The sequence below is a fragment of the Streptococcus oralis subsp. oralis genome, assembly GCF_000960035.1.
Classification (GTDB): domain Bacteria; phylum Bacillota; class Bacilli; order Lactobacillales; family Streptococcaceae; genus Streptococcus; species Streptococcus oralis_G.
The window spans coordinates 474,053-498,633 of sequence record NZ_JYGR01000005.1 but is presented as its reverse complement, the minus strand read 5'-3'; the positions used below and the strand labels follow the sequence as shown (position 1 = coordinate 498,633).

The window sequence follows — 24,581 nt, the reverse complement described above, 5'->3', positions numbered from 1 at the left end:
AAATTCTAAAATATTTATCTTAAAAATCTTTATCCTAAGACCTTCCTGTCCTTTTTCATACGAACTATTTTGATCCTATTTTGTTGACATAAAAAACCAGTGAAATAGCACTTCACTGGTTCATTCATTCTTAATAACGTTGTCTATACGGTTGATTAAAGGCCTTCAAAATATCTTCAGATGTATCCGAATAAGCTTTTGATTCTTTAAAAATACCTTTCACAATAATTCGTTCGGTTTCATCGTAGTCTACACAGGTTACCAAGGTAATTTCTTTCACTCCATCACGGTCTTCGACTTCATCCACTCGGTCTGGTGTGACACGTTTAACTTCCGTAATCTCGTAGGTATAAACCTTGTCCTTATCCGTCAGATAAATCTTCATACCTGCCTTGGCATTGACCAATGGCGAGAAGAGCATCTGGCTCGCATTTTCAGCAGTAAAGATATGGTGACTGGCTAGAGAATAGTTGCCTTCTCCCATTTTTTGATCGCGTTTCATGGTCCCTGCTCCGTAGAACAAGTTTACATTGTCCAATCCTTTAAAAATAGGCAGGTTGATTTCTACTTCAGGAATAGCAATACCTCCAATAACGGGAAGTTTCTGAGCATCCCATTGTGAAGCCAATACAGCTTCAGATGAAATAGACTTAACAGAGTCAAAATCAAAATTCCCTTCGGTTTTTAGATTTTCATCTATATTTTCCTTAGTGACTTGATTGACTTGGTATTTATTGGTATTCCAGACCAAAAAGAGATCACGAATCTTTGAATTAAAAATTAAAGCTAGCGATAAAAGAATTAAGAAACCTGCTAAAATATTAATAAATAGATTTCTGCGTTTATTCTTCTTATTATTCGTTTTTTTATGAGACATTATGCTTCACCTTCTGTTTCAATTTCAGTCCCAACTTCTTCTTTCTCTGCCGCAGCAACCGTTGTAAAGGTCACAATCTTAGCATCCTGATCTAGACGCATCACCTTAACTCCCATAGTTGAGCGTCCCGTTTGTGAAATATTGGCAACGTTTGTACGGATCATGACACCTGTATCTGTGATAATCATCAGGTCTTCATCACCCTTAACAGTGAGGAGACCTGCCAGAGGACCATTCTTCTCAGCAACATTAGCAGTCTTCATCCCTTTACCACCACGGCCTTTAGTAGGATATTCAGTAGCCAGTGTACGTTTACCATATCCTTTTTCAGTGATGATAAGAACTTCGTCTTGGTTTGTAATCACGCTAGCGCCAACTACTGTGTCACCCTCACGAAGATTGACTCCTCGAACACCAGTCGCGATACGGCTCATGCCACGAACAGCTGATTGATTAAAGCGAACAGCATAACCAAACTTGGTACCAATGATAATATCCGTATCTTCTTCTGTCAGCAAGACATTGATCAACTCATCCTCATCCTTGAGATTCAAGGCCTTAAGTCCATTTTGACGAATATTTGCAAATTCTTTGACACTGGTTCTCTTTACGACACCGTGACGAGTTGTGAAGAAGAGATACGCGTCATCACTACGTTCAGACTCAACGTTGATGATGGTCTGAATACTCTCACCTTCGTCCAACTTCAAAAGATTGACAACTGGCAAGCCCTTGGCTGTACGACCGTATTCTGGGATTTCATAACCTTTTAGTCGGTATACGCGTCCTTTATTAGTAAAGAAAAGCAAATGATCGTGGGTGCTGGTTGAAACCAACTCACGCACAAAGTCATCATCCTTAACTCCCGTACCTTGAACTCCACGGCCACCACGTTTTTGTGCGATGAACTCACCTTGGTCCAAACGTTTGATATAGCCCTTATTAGAAAGGGTAATCAAGACATCCGTTTCTTCAATCAAATCTTCATCTTCAAGAGTTAAGACTTCTCCGATCATCAACTCCGTACGACGCTTGTCACCAAACTTGCGTTTGACTTCGTCCAATTCCTCTTTAATAATTTGAGCCACGCGCTCAGGTTTGGCAAGAATATCAGCCAAATCTGCAATCAAGGCAATCAACTCATCATATTCAGATTGAATCTTATCACGTTCCAATCCTGTCAAACGACGAAGACGCATATCAAGGATAGCTTGACTTTGACGTTCAGAAAGCTTGAACTTACTCATCAATTCAGCTTGGGCTTCCGCATCCGTTTCACTAGCACGGATAATACGAATCACTTCATCAATGTGATCCAGAGCGATTAAAAGACCTTCTAAGATGTGCGCACGCGCTTCTGCTTTTTCCTTGTCAAAACGAGTACGGCGAACAACCACTTCTTTTTGGTGCTCGATATAAGCATCCAAAATTTGACGAAGGGACAAGATTTTTGGCACACCATTTTCAATCGCCAACATGTTGAAACCAAAGTTGGTTTGCATCTGGGTCATCTTGAAGAGGTTGTTAAGGATAACGTTAGCAGACGCGTCGCGTTTAACCTCGATTACAAAGCGAACGCCTTCACGGTTGGACTCATCACGTACGGCTGTAATGCCCTCAATTCGTTTTTCCTGAACCAAGCGAACAATATGCTCATGTACCTTGGTTTTATTAACCATATAAGGGAATTCCGTTACAACGATACGCTCACGACCCGTCTTAGTGGTTTCAATCTCTGTACGAGAACGAAGGACAATGGAACCTTTACCAGTCTCATAAGCCTTATGAATACCTGATTTCCCCATAACAAGAGCACCAGTCGGAAAATCTGGACCAGGCAAGACTTCCATCAAGTCCTTAGTCGTCACTTCAGGATTATCCATAACCAACTTCACTGCATCAATTGTTTCACCCAAGTTGTGAGGTGGAATATTGGTTGCCATCCCAACAGCGATACCCGTTGCTCCATTGACCAAAAGGTTTGGAAAACGAGCAGGCAAAACCAAGGGTTCACGTTCGTTAGCATCGTAGTTATCTACGAAATCAACTGTGTTTTTGTTGATATCACGAAGCATTTCAAGAGCAATCTTGCTCATACGTGCCTCAGTGTACCGCTGCGCGGCAGCACCGTCCCCGTCCATAGAACCAAAGTTTCCATGCCCATCAACAAGCATGTAACGGTAACTCCACCACTGGGCCATACGAACCATGGCTTCGTAAATAGAGGAATCTCCGTGTGGGTGGTATTTACCCATAACATCCCCTGTAATACGGGCTGACTTTTTATGAGGTTTGTCTGGTGTAACACCTAGTTCATTCATTCCATAAAGAATACGACGGTGAACAGGTTTTAAGCCATCTCGAACATCAGGAAGGGCCCGCGCAACGATAACGCTCATGGCGTAGTCGATAAAGCTGGTCTTCATCTCCTTTGTCAAATTGACATTCACTAAATTTCTATCCTGCATTCATAAATGCCTCATTTCACTATTAGTAATTAGATATATTATACCATAATTCGTCCTTCATTTCAGCCTTCTGAAACCACTAAAACGTTTACATACTTATCCCGAAGGTATATCCGTGACAAAGCTTAGCAAAAGTGATAGAATGAAATCAAATGGGGGTTCCCCCTTAATAAAATAAAGGAGATGTTTAGACAAATGACAGCAACTAAACAACACAAAAAAGTGATCCTTGTCGGTGACGGTGCCGTAGGTTCATCTTACGCTTTTGCCCTCGTAACACAAGGAATTGCACAAGAACTTGGTATCATTGAAATTCCTCAATTGTTTGAAAAAGCAGTTGGTGATGCTGAAGACCTTAGCCACGCGCTAGCTTTTACTTCACCTAAAAAAATCTATGCAGCTAAGTACGAAGACTGTGCGGATGCAGACCTTGTAGTTATCACTGCTGGTGCTCCACAAAAACCAGGTGAAACTCGTCTTGACCTTGTAGGTAAAAACTTGGCAATCAACAAATCAATTGTTGAACAAGTTGTTGCATCTGGATTTGACGGTATCTTCCTTGTTGCTGCTAACCCAGTTGACGTCTTGACATACTCAACATGGAAATTCTCAGGTTTCCCTAAAGAACGCGTTATCGGTTCAGGTACTTCACTTGACTCAGCTCGTTTCCGTCAAGCACTTGCTGAAACTATCGGTGTTGATGCACGTTCAGTTCACGCCTACATCATGGGTGAACACGGTGACTCTGAGTTTGCTGTTTGGTCACACGCTAACGTTGCCGGTGTTAAATTGGAACAATGGTTGCAAGCTAACCGTGACTTGAATGAAGCTGACCTTGTTGAACTCTTCATCTCAGTTCGTGATGCAGCTTACTCAATCATCAACAAAAAAGGTGCTACTTATTACGGTATCGCCGTTGCCCTTGCTCGTATCACTCGTGCTATCCTTGACGATGAAAATGCGGTGCTACCACTTTCTGTATTCCAAGAAGGTCAATACGGTGTTGAAAATGTCTTTATCGGTCAACCTGCTATCGTTGGTGCACACGGTATCGTTCGTCCAGTTAACATCCCATTGAACGATGCTGAAACTCAAAAAATGCAAGCATCAGCTAAAGAATTGCAAGCTATCATTGATGAAGCATGGAAAAACCCTGAATTCCAAGCAGCTTCTAAAAACTAATGAAAAGAAGGTTCTCAAACATGGGAACCTTTTTCTTTTTGCACAGAATCATAACTCAACTTTTCAAATAAACAAAAAAAGCCTATCGACCAAGCAATGAAGCTTGATACAATAGGCTTTTTGAAAATTCATTATTTAACAGCGTCTTTAAGAGCTTTACCAGCTTTGAATGCTGGAACTTTAGAAGCTGCGATTTTGATTTCTTTACCAGTTTGTGGGTTGCGACCTTTACGTGCAGCACGCTCACGAACTTCAAAGTTACCGAAACCGATCAATTGAACTTTTTCACCAGCTGCAAGGTATTCAGTTACTGCTGCAAATACAGCGTCAACTGCTGCTGCTGAATCTTTCTTAGTCAATTCTGTAGCTTCTGCTACTTTAGCGATCAAATCTTGTTTGTTTGCCATGTTAACAAATCCTCCAAATAATTTCTAATTAACAAATATAATCATATCCTAAAATCGGCTATAGGTCAAGTCAAAAACACTATTTTGACTATTTTTTTAGGAATTGTAGCGAATTAGAATTGCCCAAGCATTCTCTCCAGTATGAGTTTGAATAATAGAGCCAGTTTCCAATACAGAGATTGGCTTCTCAACATAAGGTTGCAATAATGCCTTCATCTCATTCGCCCATTCGTTCGTTCCAGCGTAGGAAATGCCAATCTCTGCAACTGATTTTTTGGAAAGAGTATTGGTTAATTCCTCAAGCCACTTTTTGAACGTTTTCGCTCCACGTCCTTTGGCAATAGGTTGGAGTTCGTGGTTTTTCATCTGCATTACTACACGAATATTCAAGAGTGAGCTTAGTAATCCTGTCACACGTCCAATACGACCACCCTTAACTAAGTTTTCTAGCGTCGAAACACCGATATAGAGTTCTGTATGATTTTTGACGTCCTCTACATGAGCTAAGATCGTTTCTAAATCTTTACCTTCTTTAGCAAGTTTTGCGGCTTCAACAACTTGGAACTTCATCGCTTGATCTGTAAAGGAACTATCAATAACTGTTACATCAGCAGTTGAGAGACTTGCCCCTTGGCGAGCAGCTTCCACAGTTCCAGACAAGGCATGGGACATGTGAATGGCGATAATTTGACTGCCATCTTTACCTAGTTCTTCAAAGACCTCAGCAAACACTCCTACAGGGGGCTGGCTTGTTTTAGGCAGATTCTTACTTTGTTGCATAAGATGAAGGAATTCTCCCTCTTTCAAATCTGCATCCGAATAAAGCACACTATCAATCATAACTGATAGAGGAACAACGGTGATATTTAATTCTTTAACTACTTCTGGTTCGATAGTAACAGAAGAGTCCGTTACAATTTTTACTTGTGTCATAATTCAATCTTTCTATTCTTCTCGATAGGATTGGGATTTTCTCCTTTATTATATCAAAAAAATGATAAAAAATCATAAGTGATCCGATGAAAAGAACTGAATTTTTGGTATAATCTATCTATAGAAAAGTGAGGAACAGCTATGATTCGAAAACTTCAACCGATTATTACCATTATTTTGGGAGCTGCTATCTATGCCTTCGGTCTTACCTACTTTGTTGTTCCTTATCATTTATTTGAGGGTGGGGCGACAGGTATTACCTTGATTACCTACTATCTCTTTAAGATTCCTGTCTCATTGATGAACCTCTTGATTAATATCCCTTTATTTACCCTGGCTTGGAAGATATTTGGACCTAAGACCCTCTACTCCAGCCTTCTAGGATCTATTTCACTTTCCGTTTGGCTAGCAATCTTTGAGCGCATTCCTTTGCACATCGACTTGCAAGGGGATCTCATCATTGTCGCTTTAGTCTCAGGTGTCTTACTAGGGGTTGGTTTAGGAATTATCTTTAATGCTGGTGGAACCACTGGTGGCTCTGATATCGTTGCCCGTATCCTCAACAAATACACCAATATTTCGATTGGTAAATTGCTCTTTGGGATTGACTTTTTTATCCTAATGTTGATTTTGATTATCTTCCAGGACCTTCGTCTAGTTACCTATACCCTCTTATTTGACTTTATCATCGCTCGTGTTATCGACTTGATCGGCGAAGGAGGTTATGCTGGTAAAGGATTTATGATTATTACCCAATATCCTGATCAATTGGCCAAAGAGATAAACGATGAACTCGGACGTGGCGTTACCTTTATATCTGGGCAAGGCTACTACAGCAAAAAGGATTTAAAAATTATCTACTGTATCGTCGGTCGGAACGAAATCGTAAAAATGAAAGAAATGATTCACAAAATCGATCCTCAAGCCTTTATCACCATCACTGAGGCTCATGAAATTCTGGGTGAAGGATTTACTTATGTGAAAGATTAAAAAAGCTGGGAATTCCCAGCTTTTATTCTTCTTCTGCGAGGGTTGAATGGCGGAACCCGTAAGTAAAGTAAATGACTAGACCAACTAGAAGAGCGATACCAAAGGCAATCCAAGTATCTAGACTATATTGAAGCATAAAGGAAACACAGATAAGAATGGAAAGAATTGGCAAAAGTGGCACCAAGGGAGTTTTAAACTCTCCCTCTTTTGGCATACCCTTATCCTTTCTGAGTTTTATTATTCCATAGGCTAGCAAAATGAGATAAGCTAGCGTACAGATATTTAAGAAGGCTGCAATACTGGCTAGAGGAAAGACTCCTGCAGCAATGGCTGAAGCAACTCCTGTTAAGAGGGTCGCATTTTTAGGAACGCGACTAGTCTTGCTTAATTGTTTGAAACTTTGAGGTAAAAGTCCATCACGTGCTAAGCTATAAATCATCCGAGACAAAGCATAAGTCATGGAGATACATACGGTTATCAGGGTTAGAATGGCTACAAGCGAAACATAATTTGCCGCCCAGCCGATACCAATACTCCGTAATGAAAATGCTACTGCATCGTCCACATTAAGCTTACTGTAGTGAACAATCCCTGTCAATACTAAGGTTACCAAAGCATAGAGAATGGTGACGATTGTCAGAGAAAGCACAATTCCGCGAGGAATATTTTTTTGCGGGCTTTGAATTTCATCAACTGCCATGGAAATAGACTCAAATCCGAGAAAACCAAAGAACATCAAAGATGCACCAGCCATAATCCCAGTACTTCCACCATATAGTTGACCAAAACCAAATGGAGCAAAATTCGTCCAATTTTCTGGCTTGATGTACCAAATACCAACTAGGATAAATAAGGCGAGAGCTGAGAATTTCAAGACCACTAAAAGCGAATTAAAGCGTAAGGCTGCCTTGGAATTTAATAAAACCAATCCCGTTACCAATGTTAGTACTAAAATAGGCAGAAGATCAATATAGGTTCCTTGTCCAGGATTAAAGGTTCCATTCAAGGATTGGGGCATGGAGATACCATAATTACTGAGCAATCCCTTAAAGTAAGCAGCCCAGCCAGACGCCACACCTGAAACAGCCGTCATGAATTCCATAATGGTCAACCAGCCAGCAATCCAAGCTGGCAATTCTCCTAGAATCGCATAGAGGTAACTATAAGCACCACCAGTTGCAGGAACACGAGAGGCAAATTCTGCGAAAAAGAGGGCTGATAAAGAAACACACAGGGCAGAAATCACAATGGAAATCACTAGTGATGGACCAGCTAGGGTAGCCGCTGCTGTTCCTGTAATGGTGAAAATCCCTGTCCCCACCATGGCACCGATTCCTAATAGAATCAAATCCCACAATTTCAAATGGCGGTGCATCTCTGTCTGTCTCAGACTAACATCCTTGGTTCTAAAAATATTCATACTTCATCTCCACTAAATGTAATTGTTTTATTTTACCATATAAAAGCAGTTTTGTGAATATTTATTAGCTTCTTTTTTGAAAAAAATTCTGAACAGAAAGGATTCCTGTTCAGAATTTGCATTTTTACCCACTGATTCTTTCAATTTGTTACCTATCAAGCGAGTAGACTCAACAGTATACTCCATTGAAAGTTTTTTAGGGATTTGGGATTTTTTAAACTTCAAAGTAAGGGAACGGACGGTCACTATCTAAAGAACGATTTGGAACTTCTTGTTCCAAAATAGCGCGCCAACCAGATACCAATTCTTCACAAGTCAGTTGTGCCTCTGGAGAAGCTGTTGTCAGCTTCCGACCAAACCAAGCCATGGTTGCAGTTTCAAACTGAAGCATAGCGTACTGGATTACTGGTACATCTGCCTCTTCATAATTTTCATTTACTGCACGCGCTACTTCTGCCGCTTGCGGAAGGAGTTGATTGCTGATTTTATCAACAACAGTCGCATCCATCTCTCTCCATGAAAGAAGTTGACCATTTACCTGATAAAAGAGCTCAAAGGTTTCTTGATTTTCTTTGAAATTAGCAAGAACAAAAGCACGTTCTACCGCCTCAGGACCACCAGCAGCTTTTACAGCGTTTATCAAGAGGTTTTGTTCCATTTGTCGCCAATAATCATCTGCTTCTTCTGCTAGATCATTTGTAAACGGTGGAACAATTTCCTCGGCAGAAATTTCGCCTTTATTCGCTTTTTCAACATTACCAAATAATTTTTTTAAGAATCCCATTTGCTTCTCCTTTTGGGTTTTATCCGACAGATCCTTCCATTTCATAGCTAATCAAGCGGTTCAGCTCAACTGCATATTCCATTGGAAGCTCTTTAGTGAAGGGTTCGACAAATCCCATTACAATCATCTCAGTAGCTTCAGATTCTGACAAACCACGACTCATGAGGTAGTATAGTTGTTCTTCTGAAATCTTAGATACCTTGGCTTCGTGTTCCAATGCAACTTGCGAGTTGTGAATTTCATTGAATGGGATGGTATCTGACGCTGATAAGTCATCCATGATAATGGTATCACACTCGATGTGAGAAACAGATTTCTTAGAGTTCTTGTTGAAAGTCACTTGTCCACGGTAGTCAACCTTACCTCCGCCTTTAGCGATGGATTTAGACACGATAGACGAGCTTGTGTGTGGAGCATTGTGAATCATCTTGGCACCCGTATCTTGGTGTTGACCAGCATTAGCAAAGGCAATCGAAAGCATGGTACCACGGGCCCCTTCCCCATCTAGGTAAACAGATGGGTATTTCATGGTTGTTTTGGCACCCAAGTTACCATCAATCCACTCAACAGTCGCATCTTTCAATGCTTTGGCACGTTTTGTTACCAAGTTATAGACATTATCAGACCAGTTTTGGATGGTTGTATAACGCATATAAGCTCCGTCTAAAGCGAAAATTTCTACAATGGCAGCGTGCAAGCTGTTGCTAGAATATGTTGGTGCTGTACATCCTTCTACGTAGTGGACGCTTGCTCCCTCATCAACGATAATCAAGGTACGTTCGAACTGACCTGTATTTTCGTTGTTGATACGGAAGTAGGTTTGAAGTGGAATATCTACCTTGACACCTTTTGGCACGTAGATAAAGGTTCCACCCGACCATACTGCTGAGTTGAGGGCCGCCAACTTGTTATCAGTCGGTGGTACCAACTTAGCGAAGTATTGTTTAAACAAGTCTGGGTATTCCTTGAGGGCAGAATCCGTATCTGTAAAGATAATACCCAATTTCTGGAACTCTTCCTTCATGTTATGGTAAACCACTTCTGACTCATACTGGGCAGAGGCACCTGCTAGATAAGCACGTTCAGCTTCTGGAATACCGATACGTTCAAAGGTTTCTTTAATCTTTTCAGGTACATCATCCCAAGAACGGGCTGGTTTATCAGATGGTTTTTGGTAATAGATCAAGTCATCAAAGTCAATCTCTGACAAGTCTGCTCCCCAGGTTTGCATAGGCATTTTTTTGAAGGTTTCATAAGACTTCAAACGGAATTCTAACATCCACTCAGGTTCTCCCTTAGCAGCTGATAATTCGCGAATGACTTCTTCGTTCAATCCTTTTCCTGTCGATAGGACAGGCTCTACATCGTCATGGAAACCAAATTTATATTCACCAAGGTCAATTGGTTTTGGTTCTACTCTTTCTTCAGCCATAATATCCTTTCTTTCATTCTTCATTTCTACTGATTCGTAAGACAAAAGAAACTTGTCTTACTGTTTTTCTTGATCTTCAATTGTTTTCTTAAGGGCATTCCAAGCCAGGGTTGCACATTTGATCCGTTGCGGAAATTTAGCAACACCTGATAAGAAAGCTGCATCGCCAAGTTGGTCTTGACGCTCATCTTTTTGCCCTTGAACCATTTCAGAAAAAATGGTTGCAAGCTCTAAAATTTCTTGTTTGGTCTTGCCTAAAACTGCATCTGTCATCATACTAGCAGAGGCAGTTGAAATCGTGCATCCTGAATTTAGAAAAGCAATATCTTCCAAACGGTCCTCTGCGTCAAACTTGACAGAGAGGTTGATAACATCCCCACAGGTTGGATTATTGAGGCTAATTTGCTCAGCATCTTCCAGCTTCCCTTGGTGATGTGGATTTTTCGAATGGTCTGCCACCACTGCCATATAAAGGCTATCTAGTTTAGAAAGTGCCATTGAAAAACTCCTTTGTCTTTTGTAGGGCATCTACTAGTTTGTCGCAATCTGCCTTGGTATTGTAGATATAAAAACTTGCGCGAGCTGTTGCTGGGACTTCCAAATATTGGAGCAAAGGTTGGGCGCAATGGTGACCGGCTCGAACTGCTACTCCTTCATAATCAAGTGCTGTAGCTAGGTCATGGGGATGAAGATCCCCTAGGTTAAAGGCAATGACACCTGAACGTTGAGCCAGGTCTTGCGAACCATAAATGGTTAACCCTTCAATTTCCTGCAATTTTGGAAAGACGTATGCAATCAATTCCTGTTCATGAGATTCAATGGCATCCATACCAATCTTTTCCAGATAATCCACTGCTGCAGCAAGTCCGATAGCACCTGCCATATTTGGCGTTCCAGCCTCAAATTTCCAAGGCAATTCCTTCCAACTAGCAGATTGCTCATAGACGAAATCAATCATCTCACCGCCAAATTCAATTGGAGACATTTGCTCCAGATACTTCTCTTTGCCGTAAAGGACACCGATACCAGTCGGACCAGCCATCTTGTGACCTGAAAAGGCAAAGAAGTCCACATCCAAATCCTGGACATCAATCTTCATATGAGGTGTAGATTGAGCACCATCCACCACCATAATAGCTCCAACTTGGTGGGCTAATTGAGTGATTTCTTTGATAGGATTGACCACACCAAGAACATTTGAGGCGTGAGCTAGGGAGACAAACTTGACTTTATCAGTCAATTTAGCTCGCAAGTCATCCATATCCAGAGCTCCATCCTTGAGATAAACATAGACAAGCTCTGCCCCAGTCTTGCAGCAGACCTCCTGCCAAGGAATGATATTGGAATGGTGTTCCATAACAGAAATCAAAACCTGGTCTCCCTCAGTCAAGACTTCCTCAGCATAATGCGCTACCCAGTTAAGACTGGTTGTCGTTCCTCTGGTAAAGAGAACTTCCTTTGTAGAGCTTGCATTGATAAACTTACGAATGGTCTCACGAGCGGCTTCATAAGAAGCTGTTGCTCGCTCAGCCAAGGTATGAACACCACGGTGAACATTGGCATTGTCCTGCTCATAGTAGCGTTTAATGGCTTCCAGAACTGCTAGTGGTTTTTGTGTCGTCGCAGCATTGTCCAGATAGACCAAAGGTTCATCATTGACAATCTGGTCTAAAATTGGAAAATCCTTACGAATCGCTTCTACATCTAACATAGGCTTCCCCTTAGCGTTTTGACAATTTTTCTTCGATGGTTGCAATCATTTCATCACGAACTTCCTTGACTGGAATCTCAACGATAACGGAACCAAGGAAACCACGAACAACCAAACGTTCTGCAGTTGCCTTATCCAAGCCACGGCTCATGAGGTAGTACATATCTTCTGGATCCACCTGACCGATAGAGGCCGCGTGACCTGCAGTTACGTCATTTTCATCAATCAAAAGAATTGGGTTGGCATCTGAACGTGCTTGGTCTGAAAGCATAAGAACACGACTCTCTTGCTGCGCATCTGCTCCCTTAGCGCCTTTGATAATGTGCCCAATACCATTGAAGGTCAAGGTCGCTTTTTCAAGGATAACCCCATGTTGGAGGATATTTCCGATTGAGTTACATCCGTAGTTAGTCACTCGAGTGTCAATCCCTTGCACCTGACGGCCACTTGAAAGAGCTACGACTTTAAGGTCAGCATGGCTACCATTTCCAATCAAGTCGCTATCAAAGTCCGCAACGACATTTCCTTCGTTCATGACACCGATTGCCCAGTCAATGCTTGCATCGTTGCCTAGTTTACCACGGCGGCTAATGTAGGCCGTAACATTTTCACCTAAACGGTCAATGGCAGCAAATTTCACTTGCGCACCAGAACGAGCAATCACTTCGACTGTGATATTGGCAGTTGCTTTGGCACTAACTTCACCACGCGACTCTAAACGTTCAAGATAACTAATCTTACTGTTCTTACCAGCGATGATGAGGATATGCTTGTTAAATGGCACATCGCTATCGCTGTCTTGGTAGAAAATTCCTTCGATTGGTTCAGCAATCTCAACATTATCAGGAATGTAGAGAACAGCACCACTGTTAAAGTAAGCCGTGTGGTAGGCTGCCAACTTGTCATCGTCATACTTCACAGATGACATGAAGAATTCCTCGATAAGTTCTGGAATTTCTTCTAAAGCTGAGTGGAAGTCTGTAAAGACTACTCCTTGTTCAGCCAATTCAACTGGAGTTTGTTCAAAAACAGTCTGCGTTCCTACTTGCACCAACTTCAAGTGATTATCTAGAGCCGTGAAGTCAGGAACATTTGCTAAAGGTTCACTTTCTGTGATGGTTCCATCTCCCAGATTCCAACGGTGAAATTTGACACGCTCAATAACTGGTAATTCCAAACTCTCAATCTTATCAAAAGCTTTTTGACGGAGGTCAGCCAACCAGCTTGGTTCAGCGTGCATTTCTGAAAAAAGTTTAATATTCTCTTTAGTCATTTACTTCTCCTAAAAGATACGAGGGAATTACAATTCTTCCTTGTAGTCGTAGCCAAGTTCTTCAGCTAGTTTTGCGTATCCTTCACGTTCCAAACGGGCAGCCAATTCTGGGCCACCAGAAAGGACCACACGACCTTCCATCATCACGTGTACCACGTCTGGTGTAATGTAGTTCAAAAGACGTTGGTAGTGAGTGATAATCATAGCACCAAAACCTTCGCCACGCATAGCATTGACACCTTTCGATACTACTTTAAGGGCATCAATATCAAGACCTGAGTCAATCTCATCCAAAAGAGCAAAAGTTGGTTCCAACATCAAAAGTTGAAGAATTTCATTGCGTTTTTTCTCACCACCAGAGAAACCTTCGTTGAGGTAACGCTCTGCCATTTCTTCTTTCATGTTGAGCAATTCCATTTTCTCGTCTAGTTTAGTGATGAACTCACGAACTGAAATTTTTTCATCATCTTCTTTACCAGCATTCATAGCTGCACGAAGAAATTCAGCATTGGTAATTCCAGGAATTTCAGATGGGTATTGCATAGCAAGGAAAAGTCCCATACGCGCACGCTCGTCCACTTCTAACTCAAGGATATTTACACCATCAAACAAGACTTCCCCTTTTGTAACCTCATAGTTAGGGTTCCCCATAATAGCGGCAGAAAGAGTCGATTTACCAGTACCATTTGGTCCCATGATAGCTGCGATTTCTCCTGTTTTCAGAGTCAGATTGACCCCTTTCAAAATTTCTTTTCCTTCAATTTCAACGTGAAGATCTTTGATCTCTAATACTGACATGATAGTTCCTTTCTTTTTCTGGCCTACTTCCTTTACCCTTAAAGAAATCACTTACATTTCTCTAAAAAATAGAAGAAAAGGTCCATAAATATACTCTACTAGTATAACAAAAAAAAGCCTAAAAGGCTTTGATTTTGTTTAGAAGCTGGAGGCTAATCCTTGCGGTTTAGGTGCTGATCAATGGCGTCTACTATTTTACCCATTACATAACTTAACCTAAAATTTCGAAAAAGTAGAATAGCCCAAAATGCTGCCATGAAATAGCGACTCGTCATCCAAGCTTCATTGAAGAAATAAGTCTCAGCAGCAGTAAATAGTGCTATCACGATAAATTGTTGTCTAGTCATAGAATTATTGTACCATGAAATCCACTTTTAGTCTTCTTCGACCATGACTTTATCAGCCAGAAATTCAAATCCCTCTGGAATCAGACTTTCTTCTTCTACCTCTTGATCTGCTTGAGAAGACTTGTTTTTAGCTGAAAATGCTGCTCGAACCTCTTTCCATTCCTCTAGGGAAATAGCCAGAATTTCAGGTGAAAATCCAGCTGCCTGGCTGAGAATATTGCCAAACATGGTATTGAGATTATCACGTTTCATGGTTTGCCCAGCATTGAAATTAGACTCAAAGGCTAAAATAGCATGGTGTTCGTTTGCCGCAACTGGTTGAGAACCTACGAGAAGAGCCTTATCAGGTCCAGCTAAGCTTTCAATCACTTCTCCCCACGCATTCTGGAGACGAATCAAGTTTTGCCGTGCTAATTCAGGATTTTCAACAGCTTCTTGCAGAATAGTCTGAACTTTATTACGGTCTACTCGATAGACTGTCTTGGAAGTGGCTGGACGGCTAGGGACTGGCGCCACTTGTTTAGGCACCGTTCCAACATTAGCAAGTTCTTGCTTGAGACGAGCGACTTCCTGTCTCAGTGCAGAAATTTCACCCTCGACAGCTCCTGAAAGCGCCGATTCAGGCTTGATCTCAGCTAAACGAATGGTCATCATCTCAGCATAAATCTTAGGTTGCAGGCTAACTTTCATATCCGCCAAACTCACAGTCGCTATTCGAATCATTTCAAAGAGACTTTCCTGAGAAAGAGCTAGATTGTCCATAAAAACTGGACTATGATGAGTATTTTCGCCACCTGTCTGAACAACCAGTAGATCCCGCAAATACTGCAAGAGATCCGTCACAAAACGAGTCATGCTCTTGCCATTTTCAAACAAAAGATTCAAAGCATCAAGCGCTTTTGGAACATCCTGCTGAGACAAGGCAGCTACATAGTTATCAAGTGCTGATAGACTAATGGTACCTGTAATCTCCTCAGAGATAGCTGTGGTTAAAGCATTCCCTTGCGTCAAACTCAAAGCTTGGTCCAGAATAGACAAGGCATCCCGCATCCCACCTTCAGCCCGTCTAGCAATGATTTCCACAGCCTCAGGTTCAGAACTGATATTCTCTTTTTCTAAAATCTGATGAATATGTGCTGTGATATCTTGCGTTCGAATCGATTTAAACTCAAAACGTTGGACACGCGATAAAATAGTTGCAGGAATCTTGTGCAATTCAGTGGTTGCCAAAATAAAGACGACATTCTGAGTTGGTTCCTCTAGAGTCTTCAAAAGCGCATTAAAGGCTCCCGTAGACAGCATATGAACTTCGTCGATAATGTAGACCTTATAACGAGCCAAGCTAGGAGCATAGGTAGATTTATCACGAATTTCACGGATTTCATCGACTCCGTTATTCGAAGCTGCATCCATTTCGATAACATCTTCTAAACTACCTTCTGTCACAGCTTGGCAGATATAGCAGCTATTACATGGTTCTCCGTCCACTTGGTTCGGACAGTTCATGGCCTTGGCAAAAATCTTGGCTACACTGGTCTTCCCAGTTCCACGAGGACCCGAGAAAAGATATGCATGACTAATCTTTTCCTGCTCGACCGCTTGTTTTAGGGTTTTAGCCACAACTTCTTGACCTACTAGTTGCGAAAAAGTTTGACTTCTATATTTTCGATAAAGTGCTTGATACATTAGGCTTTCTCCTCAAACATCGTAAAGTCCCATTCTGTCTTCTCAAGCAAAATAGCGACAAATTGTTCCAAGTAATCACGGTCAATGGCATTGTAATCATCAATAAGTGAAGAATCCAGGTCTAAGACACCTAGCAATCGACCATTCTTAAGCATGGGAACTACGATTTCACTCTTTGCCATACTATCACAAGAAATGTAGTTTGGATAGGTACTCACATCGCCAACTAAAACAGTCTCCTGGAACTCAGCAGCTTCTCCACACACACCTTTCCCAAGTGGGATGCGAATGCACGAAACGCCACCCTGAAAAGGCCCCAAAACCAACTCGCTACCATCAAACAGATAAAAACCTGCAAATACAGTATTGGGAAAGCGAGATTTTAGGAGGGCACTAGCATTCGAAAGATTGGCAAGAACATTGCTCTCACCTTCAAGTAAATAAGAGAGTTCCTTATTTAACAATTGATATTGTGATTGTTTTTCTGAATCTAACATAGAACTATTATATCAAAAATGGGAAAGAGACAAAAGAAAAATCCCTTGTTTTAAACAAAGGATTTTGTGATTATCAATTTGATTAAAGTTCGATATCACCGAACAAGTCAGCCATTGAGAATCCTGTTTGTGTTTCTGGAAGTTCGAAATCACGTTTTTCTTGACGTTTTGGACGACGTGGACGAGCAGCACGTTTTTCTTCTTTTTGTCCTTCTTCTTGAGCTGGACGTTCTTCAAGAGCTTTGATAGAAAGTGATACACGTTCTGCGTCAGCGTTAACATCAAGGACTTTAACAGTAACTTCTTGACCAACAGTAAGAGCTTCTTTTGGATTTTCGATACGTTTGTGTGAAATTTGTGATACGTGAACAAGTCCATCGATACCTGGCAACACTTCAACAAATGCACCAAAGTCAGTCAAACGTTTAACTGTTCCTTCTACTACATCACCTTTAGCCAACTTTTGCTCAACGCCATCCCATGGTCCAGGTGTTGTTGCTTTAAGTGAAAGTGATACGCGTCCTTCTTCTTCATTAAGATCAAGGATTTTCACTTCGATTTCTTCACCAACAGTTACAACTGATTTAGGTGATACGTTACGTTCGTGTGACAATTCAGTCAAGTGAACCAATCCGTCAACACCACCAAGGTCGATGAAAGCACCAAAGCTAGTGATACGAGCAACTTTACCAGTTACTACATCACCAACAGCCAATTTACCGAATACTTCAGCACGAGCTGCTGCAGTAGCTGCTTCAACAACTTCACGACGTGAAAGGATGAAGCGGTTTTCTTTAGGATCAACTTCCTTGATTTTAGCATCAAATTCTTGACCTACGAAACGCTCAGTGTTACGTACGAAACGAGTATCCAACATTGAAGCTGGGATAAATCCACGAACACCTTCAAATTCTACTGAAAGTCCACCTTTAACGGCACGAGTTCCTTTAACAGTAACAACTTCTTCTTCGCGTCCTACAAGTTTGTCCCATGCTTTGCGAGCTTCAAGGCGTTTTTTAGATACAAGGTATGTAACTGTATCAGTATCTTTACCAACTACTTGACGAAGTACAAGAACATCCAATACTTCTCCTACTTTCACAAAGTCATTGATATCTGCATCGCGATCGTTTGTCAATTCGCGAAGAGTCAAGACACCTTCAACACCAGTCCCAGAGATTGCAACGTTAGCTTGAGTCGCATCAACTGTCAATACTTCAGCACTAACAACATCACCAGGCTCAACTTGGCTAACGCTATTTAGCAAATCTTCAAATTCGTTCATCTAAAAAATCCTCCAACAATCAAGTTTTTCCAAACTTGACATACTTATAATTTTTTTCCTAAGCACCCGCAAAGACATGTTCATATCGTTCACGTCTTTCAATTATAAAAATAAAATACCCTAAGATATTTTTCTTTTTATCTTGAATTTATTACCTAAGAACTGGGGTAGCTGGATTCGAACCAACGCATGAGGGAGTCAAAGTCCCTTGCCTTACCGCTTGGCTATACCCCATTGATGAATGGAGAGAGAGGGATTCGAACCCCCGAACCCGAAGGAGCGGATTTACAGTCCGCCGCGTTTAGCCTCTTCGCTATCTCTCCAATGTTTAACGAGAACTATTATATCATGAAATTTTCAATAAAACAAGTATTATTTTGTCAAATTATAGTTTTCAATCAAAATTTCCACAGCTTTTTCAAGTTTTTTATAAAAACTATCGACATTTCCATTCTTTATGATGGCAAATTGGCTATCTAATTCGGCAATTTCCCCAATAACCTTTTTCCCGATCGTCAAAACGTATCCTTCATAACTATCTTTTCCAACAGTCACTTTTGCATCGGTTAATTGGATTTCAATTTTCTTATCTTTTTTACTCATACTCTACCTCTTTTCACTTTTTCTATTGTACAAGAAAATGCTCAAACTAGCAAGAAAAAACTCCATTTCAGCACTTACAACTGCTATGGAGCTCTTCTTTATTTCATGTCTTTTAGTCCACTTTGACAATCCATCCTTCAGGCGCTTCTACATCACCAAATTGGATACCGGTCAATTCATCATAAAGTTTACGTGTTACAGGACCTACTTCTGTTTCACTATAGAAAACATGGAAATCATCGCCATGTTGGATACCTCCAATTGGCGAAATGACCGCTGCTGTACCACAAGCTCCTGCCTCTACAAAACGATCCAGGTTATCAATTGGGACATCGCCTTCAATCGGAGTCAAGCCCAAGCGGTGTTCTGCCAAATAAAGCAAAGAATACTTGGTAATAGATGGCAAGATGGATGGACTCAATGGCGTAACAAATTCATTGTCTGCCGTGATTCCAAAGAAGTTAGCTGATCCGACTTCTTCAATCTTTGTATGTGTAGATGGGTCTAAGTAGATAACATCTGAAAATTGACGTGATTTTGCCATTTTACCTGGGAGGAGACTAGCAGCATAGTTTCCACCTACCTTGGCCGCACCTGTACCATTCGGAGCTGCACGGTCGTATTCATCCTGAATCAAGAAGTTGGTTGGAACCAAACCACCTTTAAAGTAATTTCCAACTGGCATGGCAAAGATGGTGAAAATATACTCTTCTGCAGGTTTAACCCCGATAATATCTCCAACACCAATCAACAGTGGACGAAGATAAAGGGTTCCACCTGTTCCATATGGTGGGACGTATTCTTCATTTGCACGCACAACTGCTTTACAAGCTTCTACAAACATTTCTGTTGGAACTTGTGGCATCAAAAGACGGTCACAAGTACGTTGCAAACGCTTGGCATTTTCGTCAGGACGGAAAAGTTGAACACTGCCGTCCTTGGTACGATAGGCTTTCAATCCCTCAAATGCTTGCTGTCCATAGTGGAGACTTGGAGAAGACTCTGAAATATGCAAGGTTGCATCCTCTGTCAATTCTCCTTGATCCCATTGACCATTTTTGTAGTGAGCGATATAACGGTAAGGTAATTTCATATAAGCAAATCCAAGGTTTTCCCAATCAATTGCAACTGTCATGTGTTTCTCCTTTATACTATTCAAACTATGTGTTCTATTCTACACTTTTCTAGTAAAATTTCAAGTATTATTTGTAATTTTCTGAAAATTTTTTCAACATAAAGAAATCAGCCCTCTGGACTGATTCTTTTTACGAATTTGTTTTGTCCTCTTTAAAGACTTCTTTGAGGTAAGCATCGAAAACTTCTTCATCTGAAATCGTGTCTGAAATAAAGCTTCCATTGCTAGTGCGTTCAGACAAGTTCAAATCTTGCAATCGGCTTTCATAGATTGTTCCCTTGTTAGATTGGACAAGCAGCGTTTGGTCGTTTTCTTCTACTTCTGTACTAAAGAGATCACCAACGAAACCTTGCTCTGCAACTGCTCCTGCTAAAAAGACTCGGTGCGGTTTGTTTTTCAACTCACGCAAGACTTGTAGGCCTCGTTTAGCACGGCTGGTCGCTGGAATTTCCTCAATGGAAACGCGTTTCAAGCTTCCACGTTGGGTCAAGAGGTAGAAGGATGAGGTGTTACAGATAAAGGCTGCCTGAAGCGCATCATCTGCTTTCAGGTTCATAGCCTTGACCCCTGCCGCCTTGGCACCAACAACTGGAACCTCTTCGATATTGAAACGAAGGGCATAACCATTTTGACTAATCAAGAGAACATCATCCAGTTTGATTGGTGCTACTGCTACAATCTGGTCTGTCTCGTCTTTGAGCTTAGCATACTTAACAGACTTCGACTTGTAGGTCCGCCATGGAGAGAATTCTTTGCGTTCTACGCGCTTAATTTGACCAAGGCGAGTCGCTACAAAATAAGTTGTCGCATCATCAAACTGATCCACTACTTCTGCATAGAGAATTTCTTCGTTAGTTTCGAAGTTTGTAATGGTCTGGCTCAGATGCTCTCCGATATCCTTCCAACGAATATCTGCTAATTCATGGATTGGTCGATAAATGACATTCCCAAGAGTTGTAAACATCAAGAGGTGCTGGGTTGTCTTGGCAGATTGAACAAAGATCAAACGATCATCATCACGTTTGCCAATTTCTTCCAGAGTGGATGCCGCAAAGGAACGTGGGCTAGTACGCTTGATATAGCCTGCCTTAGTCACGCTGACATAGGTATCTTCCTCGGCAATCAAACTAGCTGTATCAATCTCAATCACTTTTGCTGTATCTTCCAAAGTACTCAAACGTGGTGTCGCAAATTTCTTCTTAACCTCACGGAGTTCTTTCTTCATGAGATTGTACATGGTCCGTTCATCACCGATGATAGCCGCAAGCATGGCAATCTTTTCACGAAGTTCTGCTTCTTCTTCCTGCAAGACAACAACGTCTGTATTGGTCAAACGGTAAAGTTGTAAGGTCACGATGGCTTCAGCCTGCTCTTCTGTAAAATCATAACTGACCTTGAGGTTTTCCTTAGCGTCAGCCTTGTTCTCAGAAGCACGGATAAGGGCAATGACTTCGTCCAAAATCGAAATCACGCGAATTAAACCTTCAACGATATGCAGACGTTTCTCAGCCTTTTCCTTGTCAAAGCGGGAACGCGCCAGAATCACTTCACGACGGTGGGCGATATAGCTAGACAAAATTGGGACAATCCCAACCTGACGAGGTGTGAAATTGTCAATCGCCACCATGTTGAAGTTGTAGTTGATTTGAAGGTCAGTGTATTTGAAGAGATAGTTGAGTACGAGCTCGGTATTAGCATCTTTCTTGAGCTCAATAGCGATACGAAGACCGTCACGGTCAGACTCATCACGAACCTCAGCAATACCAGCTACCTTGTTATTGACACGAACATCATCGATTTTCTTGACGAGATTGGCTTTATTGATTTCATAAGGAATCTCAGTGATAACGATTTGTTCCTTACCACCTTTTAGCTTTTCAACCTCCGTCTTAGAACGAACAACGACGCGCCCTTTCCCAGTTTCATAGGCTTTCTTGATTTCGTCACGCCCTTGTATGATTCCTCCCGTCGCGAAATCTGGTCCAGGCAAGAATTCCATGAGTTTTTCAACTTTGGCCGTTGGGTGATCAATCATGTAAACCGTGGCATCAATAACCTCAGCTAAATTATGGGGAGGAATGTCTGTGGCATAACCAGCCGAAATACCAGTCGAACCATTGACCAAGAGGTTTGGAAATGCTGCTGGTAGGACTGTCGGCTCTTTCTCAGTATCGTCAAAGTTCCATGCAAAAGGAACTGTCTTTTTCTCTATATCTTGAAGAAGATAACCAGCAATCTCAGACAAGCGCGCCTCAGTATAACGCATAGCCGCTGGCGGATCTCCGTCCATGGAACCGTTATTACCGTGCATTTCAACCAGAATCTCACGATTTTTCCAGTCCTGAGACATACGGACCATGGCATCATAGATGGAACTGTCACCGTGTGGGTGGAAATTCCCCATGATATTCCCGACAGACTTGGCCGACTTGCGGTAACTCTTGTCAAAAGTATTGCCATCCTTATTCATCGAATAAAGAATACGACGCTGAACCGGCTTCAATCCATCACGAATATCTGGCAAAGCCCGGTCTTGAATAATGTACTTGGAGTAGCGACCAAAGCGCTCTCCCATGATGTCCTCGAGGGACATGTTTTGGATATTACTCATATAGGATACAAAGCCCGTAAAATGCAAAGTGAAAATAGGAAATTATTGCAGTGAGCGATGCTCACAAGAGAATTTATCTTTTTCGCACAGCATTTAGGGCGTGTTCAACTCCTTTCAAAGAATGTAGAGTGGTTTTTACATTAAAATTGGTATTAAGAAAAATATTTTTAGATACTATTTAAGTCATTCACAAACACTTATTTAGATTAAGCAAAGGCAACTATTTCCTATGGATTATTCTTTCTTCTTTGAAGTGTGTACAAATATTGACAAGGTAAATAAGAAACTATAGCAGTTGATATCAGCAAGATATTAAACATAAACTTTTGCCCTCGAAATAGCTCCTCCCAATGCATTGTATTAAGATAATGAAAAATTAAACCGAATAAATAACAGAAACTTACAGGGAAGACTCTCCACTTGATTGATTTGTATAAATAATATAAGCGTATTGAGTGATAGAGTGTGGAAGAAATAAGCATAGGTAAACAAAAAGAAATTAGAAAGAACGAAAATCTTAAAGCATCATCAAAAAGCTCTGTGCGATCAATTGAAATAAGCCAAATATTACACATCGTTATAATGATCGGGAAAAATAATCCATACACCCTTTTATGTAACTTATTTCTTTTGATAGCTAGAAATATAGAGGACACCAATACTAAAATTTGTACTCCTGGGAATCCCATAAAAAATGTAGCAAATACATAATCTAACATACTATTTCAACCTCTCCTTAGCATACTCGATCATCTTCTCAGCCACTTCCTTATCGTAGTAAAAGCCCATCTTTTGGGCAAGGGACTGAACTTCTCGGTGGAAAAGTTCCATGGTAGCATATAAAGACTGAGTGATTTTCTCTACACTTGAAAAATCAAGTAGAGCTGAGAATTCCTTCTCTTTCTCTGTAGGTAAATACTGGAAAAGATACTTGTAGTTCTTGCCGATATCGACCTCTCCCCTATCACTTGCGACCTGCCAAGCAAAGACTTTTAACAACTCTTGCTGACAAATCCCGTAGAGATGGTCAGTAGCATAGTTGGCTTGCTTGCGACAGATTCCCTTGACCACATAAGCTGATACCCACCAAAATTCATTGCAGGCTTTTTCAAAATCAATCGCACTAGCTGGGCTTGTCCAGTAACGTTGAGGATTTGGAGAATAGGGCACAAACAAGCCTTTCTCATCTTTCAAAACTGTATAATCAGCTTCACTATCCACCCACTCTTGAATATATTCCGTAGGACAGAGGGTCAAATCAATCCGATTTCCATCTTCAAATAGCATCAGATAAAGTCGACGGTTGCCTAGGACATTATGCTGCTCAATGATACGAGTGCCAAACTGGTCTAACCAAGAAAGGTCACTCGTCAGATTATCTAAGTCGTCCACGACATAGACCACGTCGTAATCCTGAAACTCATCTTTTGGTGCTTTTGGGTTTGTCCGTGAACCAGACATGGCGACAGCTTCAACTTGTAAAGTTTTAGCTGTTTGTAAAATCAATCTCAGCATTTGCGCTTCACTTCTATGTTGTCTGCACATATCTTTTATAGAATTATTTTTCATTGCCGTCTTGCTCCTCTTGTTTTTGGATGCCTCGTATTCTTTTCTTCTCAAGTTCTCCTACGATCAATTGGATAGTTGAACAAATCCCCAAAACGATTAAAATAAAATAAAACAAATTCATATCGTTTCTATGATATATTTGAAAGCTTCTCCACAATACAAAAGTATTTACTAATGAAAGAAGGAAAAGTAAAATAGCATTGAATCGAAGTGTTATAGCAAACTCACTCTTAAAATACCTATAATGTTTTCCAATCCGATAGAGGGTATATAGTGAGAAAACAATCATCAAAGGTGTGAAGGCAAGTGCATAAAATAAGATAAATCCTATTCCTGAGTATGGTTTACTTTCCATTGGTAGATCTAATAGACAGATACCAATAGTGAGGATGTTCAATATAAACAATGATACTGTGCGAGCACACTCTTTTCCACCTTTACTGGTCGTTAAATCATATATAATTCCAAAAATGGCTAGGAGAACAAGGAAAAAAGGCAACATTAATAACGTAATCAATACCGCACCTCCAATAGTTTTAGCGATTGTTTACCTAAAAAAGATAATCGTCACCT

General features: G+C 41.0%; 22 protein-coding genes and 2 tRNA genes. 2 read left to right on the top strand and 22 right to left on the bottom strand.

Going from position 1 to position 24,581, the window contains the following annotated elements:
- Nucleotides 1–130: 130 nt before the first annotated feature.
- Nucleotides 131–877 carry a class A sortase gene (locus TZ92_RS05545; RefSeq protein WP_033629606.1) on the bottom strand — a complete coding sequence of 249 codons (747 nt, stop codon included), beginning with the start codon at nt 875–877 and terminating at the stop codon, nt 131–133.
- Nucleotides 877–3,345 carry a DNA gyrase subunit A gene (gene gyrA / locus TZ92_RS05540; RefSeq protein ID WP_033629605.1) on the bottom strand — a complete coding sequence of 823 codons (2,469 nt, stop codon included), beginning with the start codon at nt 3,343–3,345 and terminating at the stop codon, nt 877–879. The genes TZ92_RS05545 and gyrA overlap by 1 nt, the downstream gene beginning before the upstream one ends.
- Before the next feature lie 195 nt (nt 3,346–3,540).
- Between gyrA and TZ92_RS05535 the strand changes: the two genes are divergently transcribed.
- Nucleotides 3,541–4,527, top strand: a complete 987-nt coding sequence (locus tag TZ92_RS05535; protein WP_000127489.1) for an L-lactate dehydrogenase — start codon at nt 3,541–3,543, stop codon at nt 4,525–4,527.
- A gap of 131 nt (nt 4,528–4,658) precedes the next feature.
- Here the strand turns inward: TZ92_RS05535 and TZ92_RS05530 are convergent, their stop codons facing one another.
- Together TZ92_RS05530 and TZ92_RS05525 are read right to left on the bottom strand one after the other, a co-directional pair.
- Nucleotides 4,659–4,934, bottom strand: coding sequence for an HU family DNA-binding protein (locus tag TZ92_RS05530; RefSeq protein ID WP_001284636.1), 276 nt, complete (start codon nt 4,932–4,934; stop codon nt 4,659–4,661).
- Nucleotides 4,935–5,030: 96 nt separating this feature from the next.
- A complete protein-coding gene (locus TZ92_RS05525; RefSeq protein ID WP_033629604.1) occupies nt 5,031–5,867 on the bottom strand; it encodes a DegV family protein in 837 nt (278 codons plus the stop codon).
- A gap of 141 nt (nt 5,868–6,008) precedes the next feature.
- Between TZ92_RS05525 and TZ92_RS05520 the strand changes: the two genes are divergently transcribed.
- On the top strand, nt 6,009–6,857 hold the full coding sequence (locus tag TZ92_RS05520; protein WP_033629603.1) for a YitT family protein: 849 nt from the start codon (nt 6,009–6,011) through the stop codon (nt 6,855–6,857).
- Between the two features lie 22 nt (nt 6,858–6,879).
- Here the strand turns inward: TZ92_RS05520 and TZ92_RS05515 are convergent, their stop codons facing one another.
- The 18 genes from TZ92_RS05515 to TZ92_RS05425 form a co-directional block, all read right to left on the bottom strand.
- Nucleotides 6,880–8,277 carry an APC family permease gene (locus TZ92_RS05515; protein WP_033629602.1) on the bottom strand — a complete coding sequence of 466 codons (1,398 nt, stop codon included), beginning with the start codon at nt 8,275–8,277 and terminating at the stop codon, nt 6,880–6,882.
- A 214-nt stretch (nt 8,278–8,491) separates the two neighbouring features.
- Entirely contained in the window at nt 8,492–9,061 is a 570-nt protein-coding gene (locus tag TZ92_RS05510; protein ID WP_033629601.1) for a hypothetical protein, read from the bottom strand.
- 19 nt (nt 9,062–9,080) lie between these two features.
- A complete protein-coding gene (gene sufB, locus TZ92_RS05505) occupies nt 9,081–10,493 on the bottom strand; it encodes a Fe-S cluster assembly protein SufB (RefSeq protein ID WP_000797056.1) in 1,413 nt (470 codons plus the stop codon).
- A 57-nt stretch (nt 10,494–10,550) separates the two neighbouring features.
- Nucleotides 10,551–10,991, bottom strand: a complete 441-nt coding sequence (gene sufU / locus TZ92_RS05500) for a Fe-S cluster assembly sulfur transfer protein SufU (RefSeq protein WP_001218478.1) — start codon at nt 10,989–10,991, stop codon at nt 10,551–10,553.
- The gene (locus TZ92_RS05495) at nt 10,978–12,204 is read right to left on the bottom strand and encodes a cysteine desulfurase (protein ID WP_033629600.1); all 1,227 of its coding nucleotides are present in this window, start codon (nt 12,202–12,204) and stop codon (nt 10,978–10,980) included. Before TZ92_RS05495 ends, sufU begins: the two co-directional genes overlap by 14 nt.
- A gap of 10 nt (nt 12,205–12,214) precedes the next feature.
- Nucleotides 12,215–13,477: a Fe-S cluster assembly protein SufD gene (gene sufD, locus TZ92_RS05490; RefSeq protein WP_033629599.1), complete on the bottom strand. Its 1,263-nt coding sequence runs from the start codon at nt 13,475–13,477 to the stop codon at nt 12,215–12,217.
- A gap of 27 nt (nt 13,478–13,504) precedes the next feature.
- Nucleotides 13,505–14,275, bottom strand: coding sequence for a Fe-S cluster assembly ATPase SufC (sufC, locus tag TZ92_RS05485; protein ID WP_000114489.1), 771 nt, complete (start codon nt 14,273–14,275; stop codon nt 13,505–13,507).
- 152 nt (nt 14,276–14,427) lie between these two features.
- Complete coding sequence (locus TZ92_RS05480) at nt 14,428–14,622, bottom strand: DUF3272 family protein (RefSeq protein ID WP_033629598.1); 195 nt, start codon at nt 14,620–14,622, stop codon at nt 14,428–14,430.
- Nucleotides 14,623–14,649: 27 nt separating this feature from the next.
- Nucleotides 14,650–16,308: a DNA polymerase III subunit gamma/tau gene (dnaX, locus tag TZ92_RS05475; RefSeq protein WP_033629597.1), complete on the bottom strand. Its 1,659-nt coding sequence runs from the start codon at nt 16,306–16,308 to the stop codon at nt 14,650–14,652.
- Nucleotides 16,308–16,805: a GAF domain-containing protein gene (locus TZ92_RS05470; protein ID WP_033629596.1), complete on the bottom strand. Its 498-nt coding sequence runs from the start codon at nt 16,803–16,805 to the stop codon at nt 16,308–16,310. Before TZ92_RS05470 ends, dnaX begins: the two co-directional genes overlap by 1 nt.
- Before the next feature lie 82 nt (nt 16,806–16,887).
- Nucleotides 16,888–18,090 (bottom strand): 30S ribosomal protein S1, encoded by a 1,203-nt coding sequence (gene rpsA / locus TZ92_RS05465; protein WP_001001617.1) that lies wholly within the window; start codon nt 18,088–18,090, stop codon nt 16,888–16,890.
- 162 nt (nt 18,091–18,252) lie between these two features.
- A tRNA-Gln gene (locus TZ92_RS05460) sits at nt 18,253–18,324 on the bottom strand.
- 8 nt (nt 18,325–18,332) lie between these two features.
- Nucleotides 18,333–18,413 (bottom strand) — tRNA-Tyr (locus tag TZ92_RS05455).
- A 49-nt stretch (nt 18,414–18,462) separates the two neighbouring features.
- The gene (locus TZ92_RS05450; protein WP_000037107.1) at nt 18,463–18,693 is read right to left on the bottom strand and encodes a DUF2969 domain-containing protein; all 231 of its coding nucleotides are present in this window, start codon (nt 18,691–18,693) and stop codon (nt 18,463–18,465) included.
- A 112-nt stretch (nt 18,694–18,805) separates the two neighbouring features.
- A complete protein-coding gene (locus TZ92_RS05445; RefSeq protein WP_284697408.1) occupies nt 18,806–19,843 on the bottom strand; it encodes a branched-chain amino acid aminotransferase in 1,038 nt (345 codons plus the stop codon).
- A gap of 115 nt (nt 19,844–19,958) precedes the next feature.
- Nucleotides 19,959–22,439, bottom strand: coding sequence for a DNA topoisomerase IV subunit A (parC, locus tag TZ92_RS05440; RefSeq protein ID WP_071788211.1), 2,481 nt, complete (start codon nt 22,437–22,439; stop codon nt 19,959–19,961).
- A gap of 720 nt (nt 22,440–23,159) precedes the next feature.
- Complete coding sequence (locus TZ92_RS05430) at nt 23,160–24,008, bottom strand: aminoglycoside 6-adenylyltransferase (protein ID WP_033629594.1); 849 nt, start codon at nt 24,006–24,008, stop codon at nt 23,160–23,162.
- Nucleotides 23,998–24,510 (bottom strand): hypothetical protein, encoded by a 513-nt coding sequence (locus TZ92_RS05425; RefSeq protein ID WP_033629593.1) that lies wholly within the window; start codon nt 24,508–24,510, stop codon nt 23,998–24,000. Before TZ92_RS05425 ends, TZ92_RS05430 begins: the two co-directional genes overlap by 11 nt.
- Nucleotides 24,511–24,581: the final 71 nt, after the last annotated feature.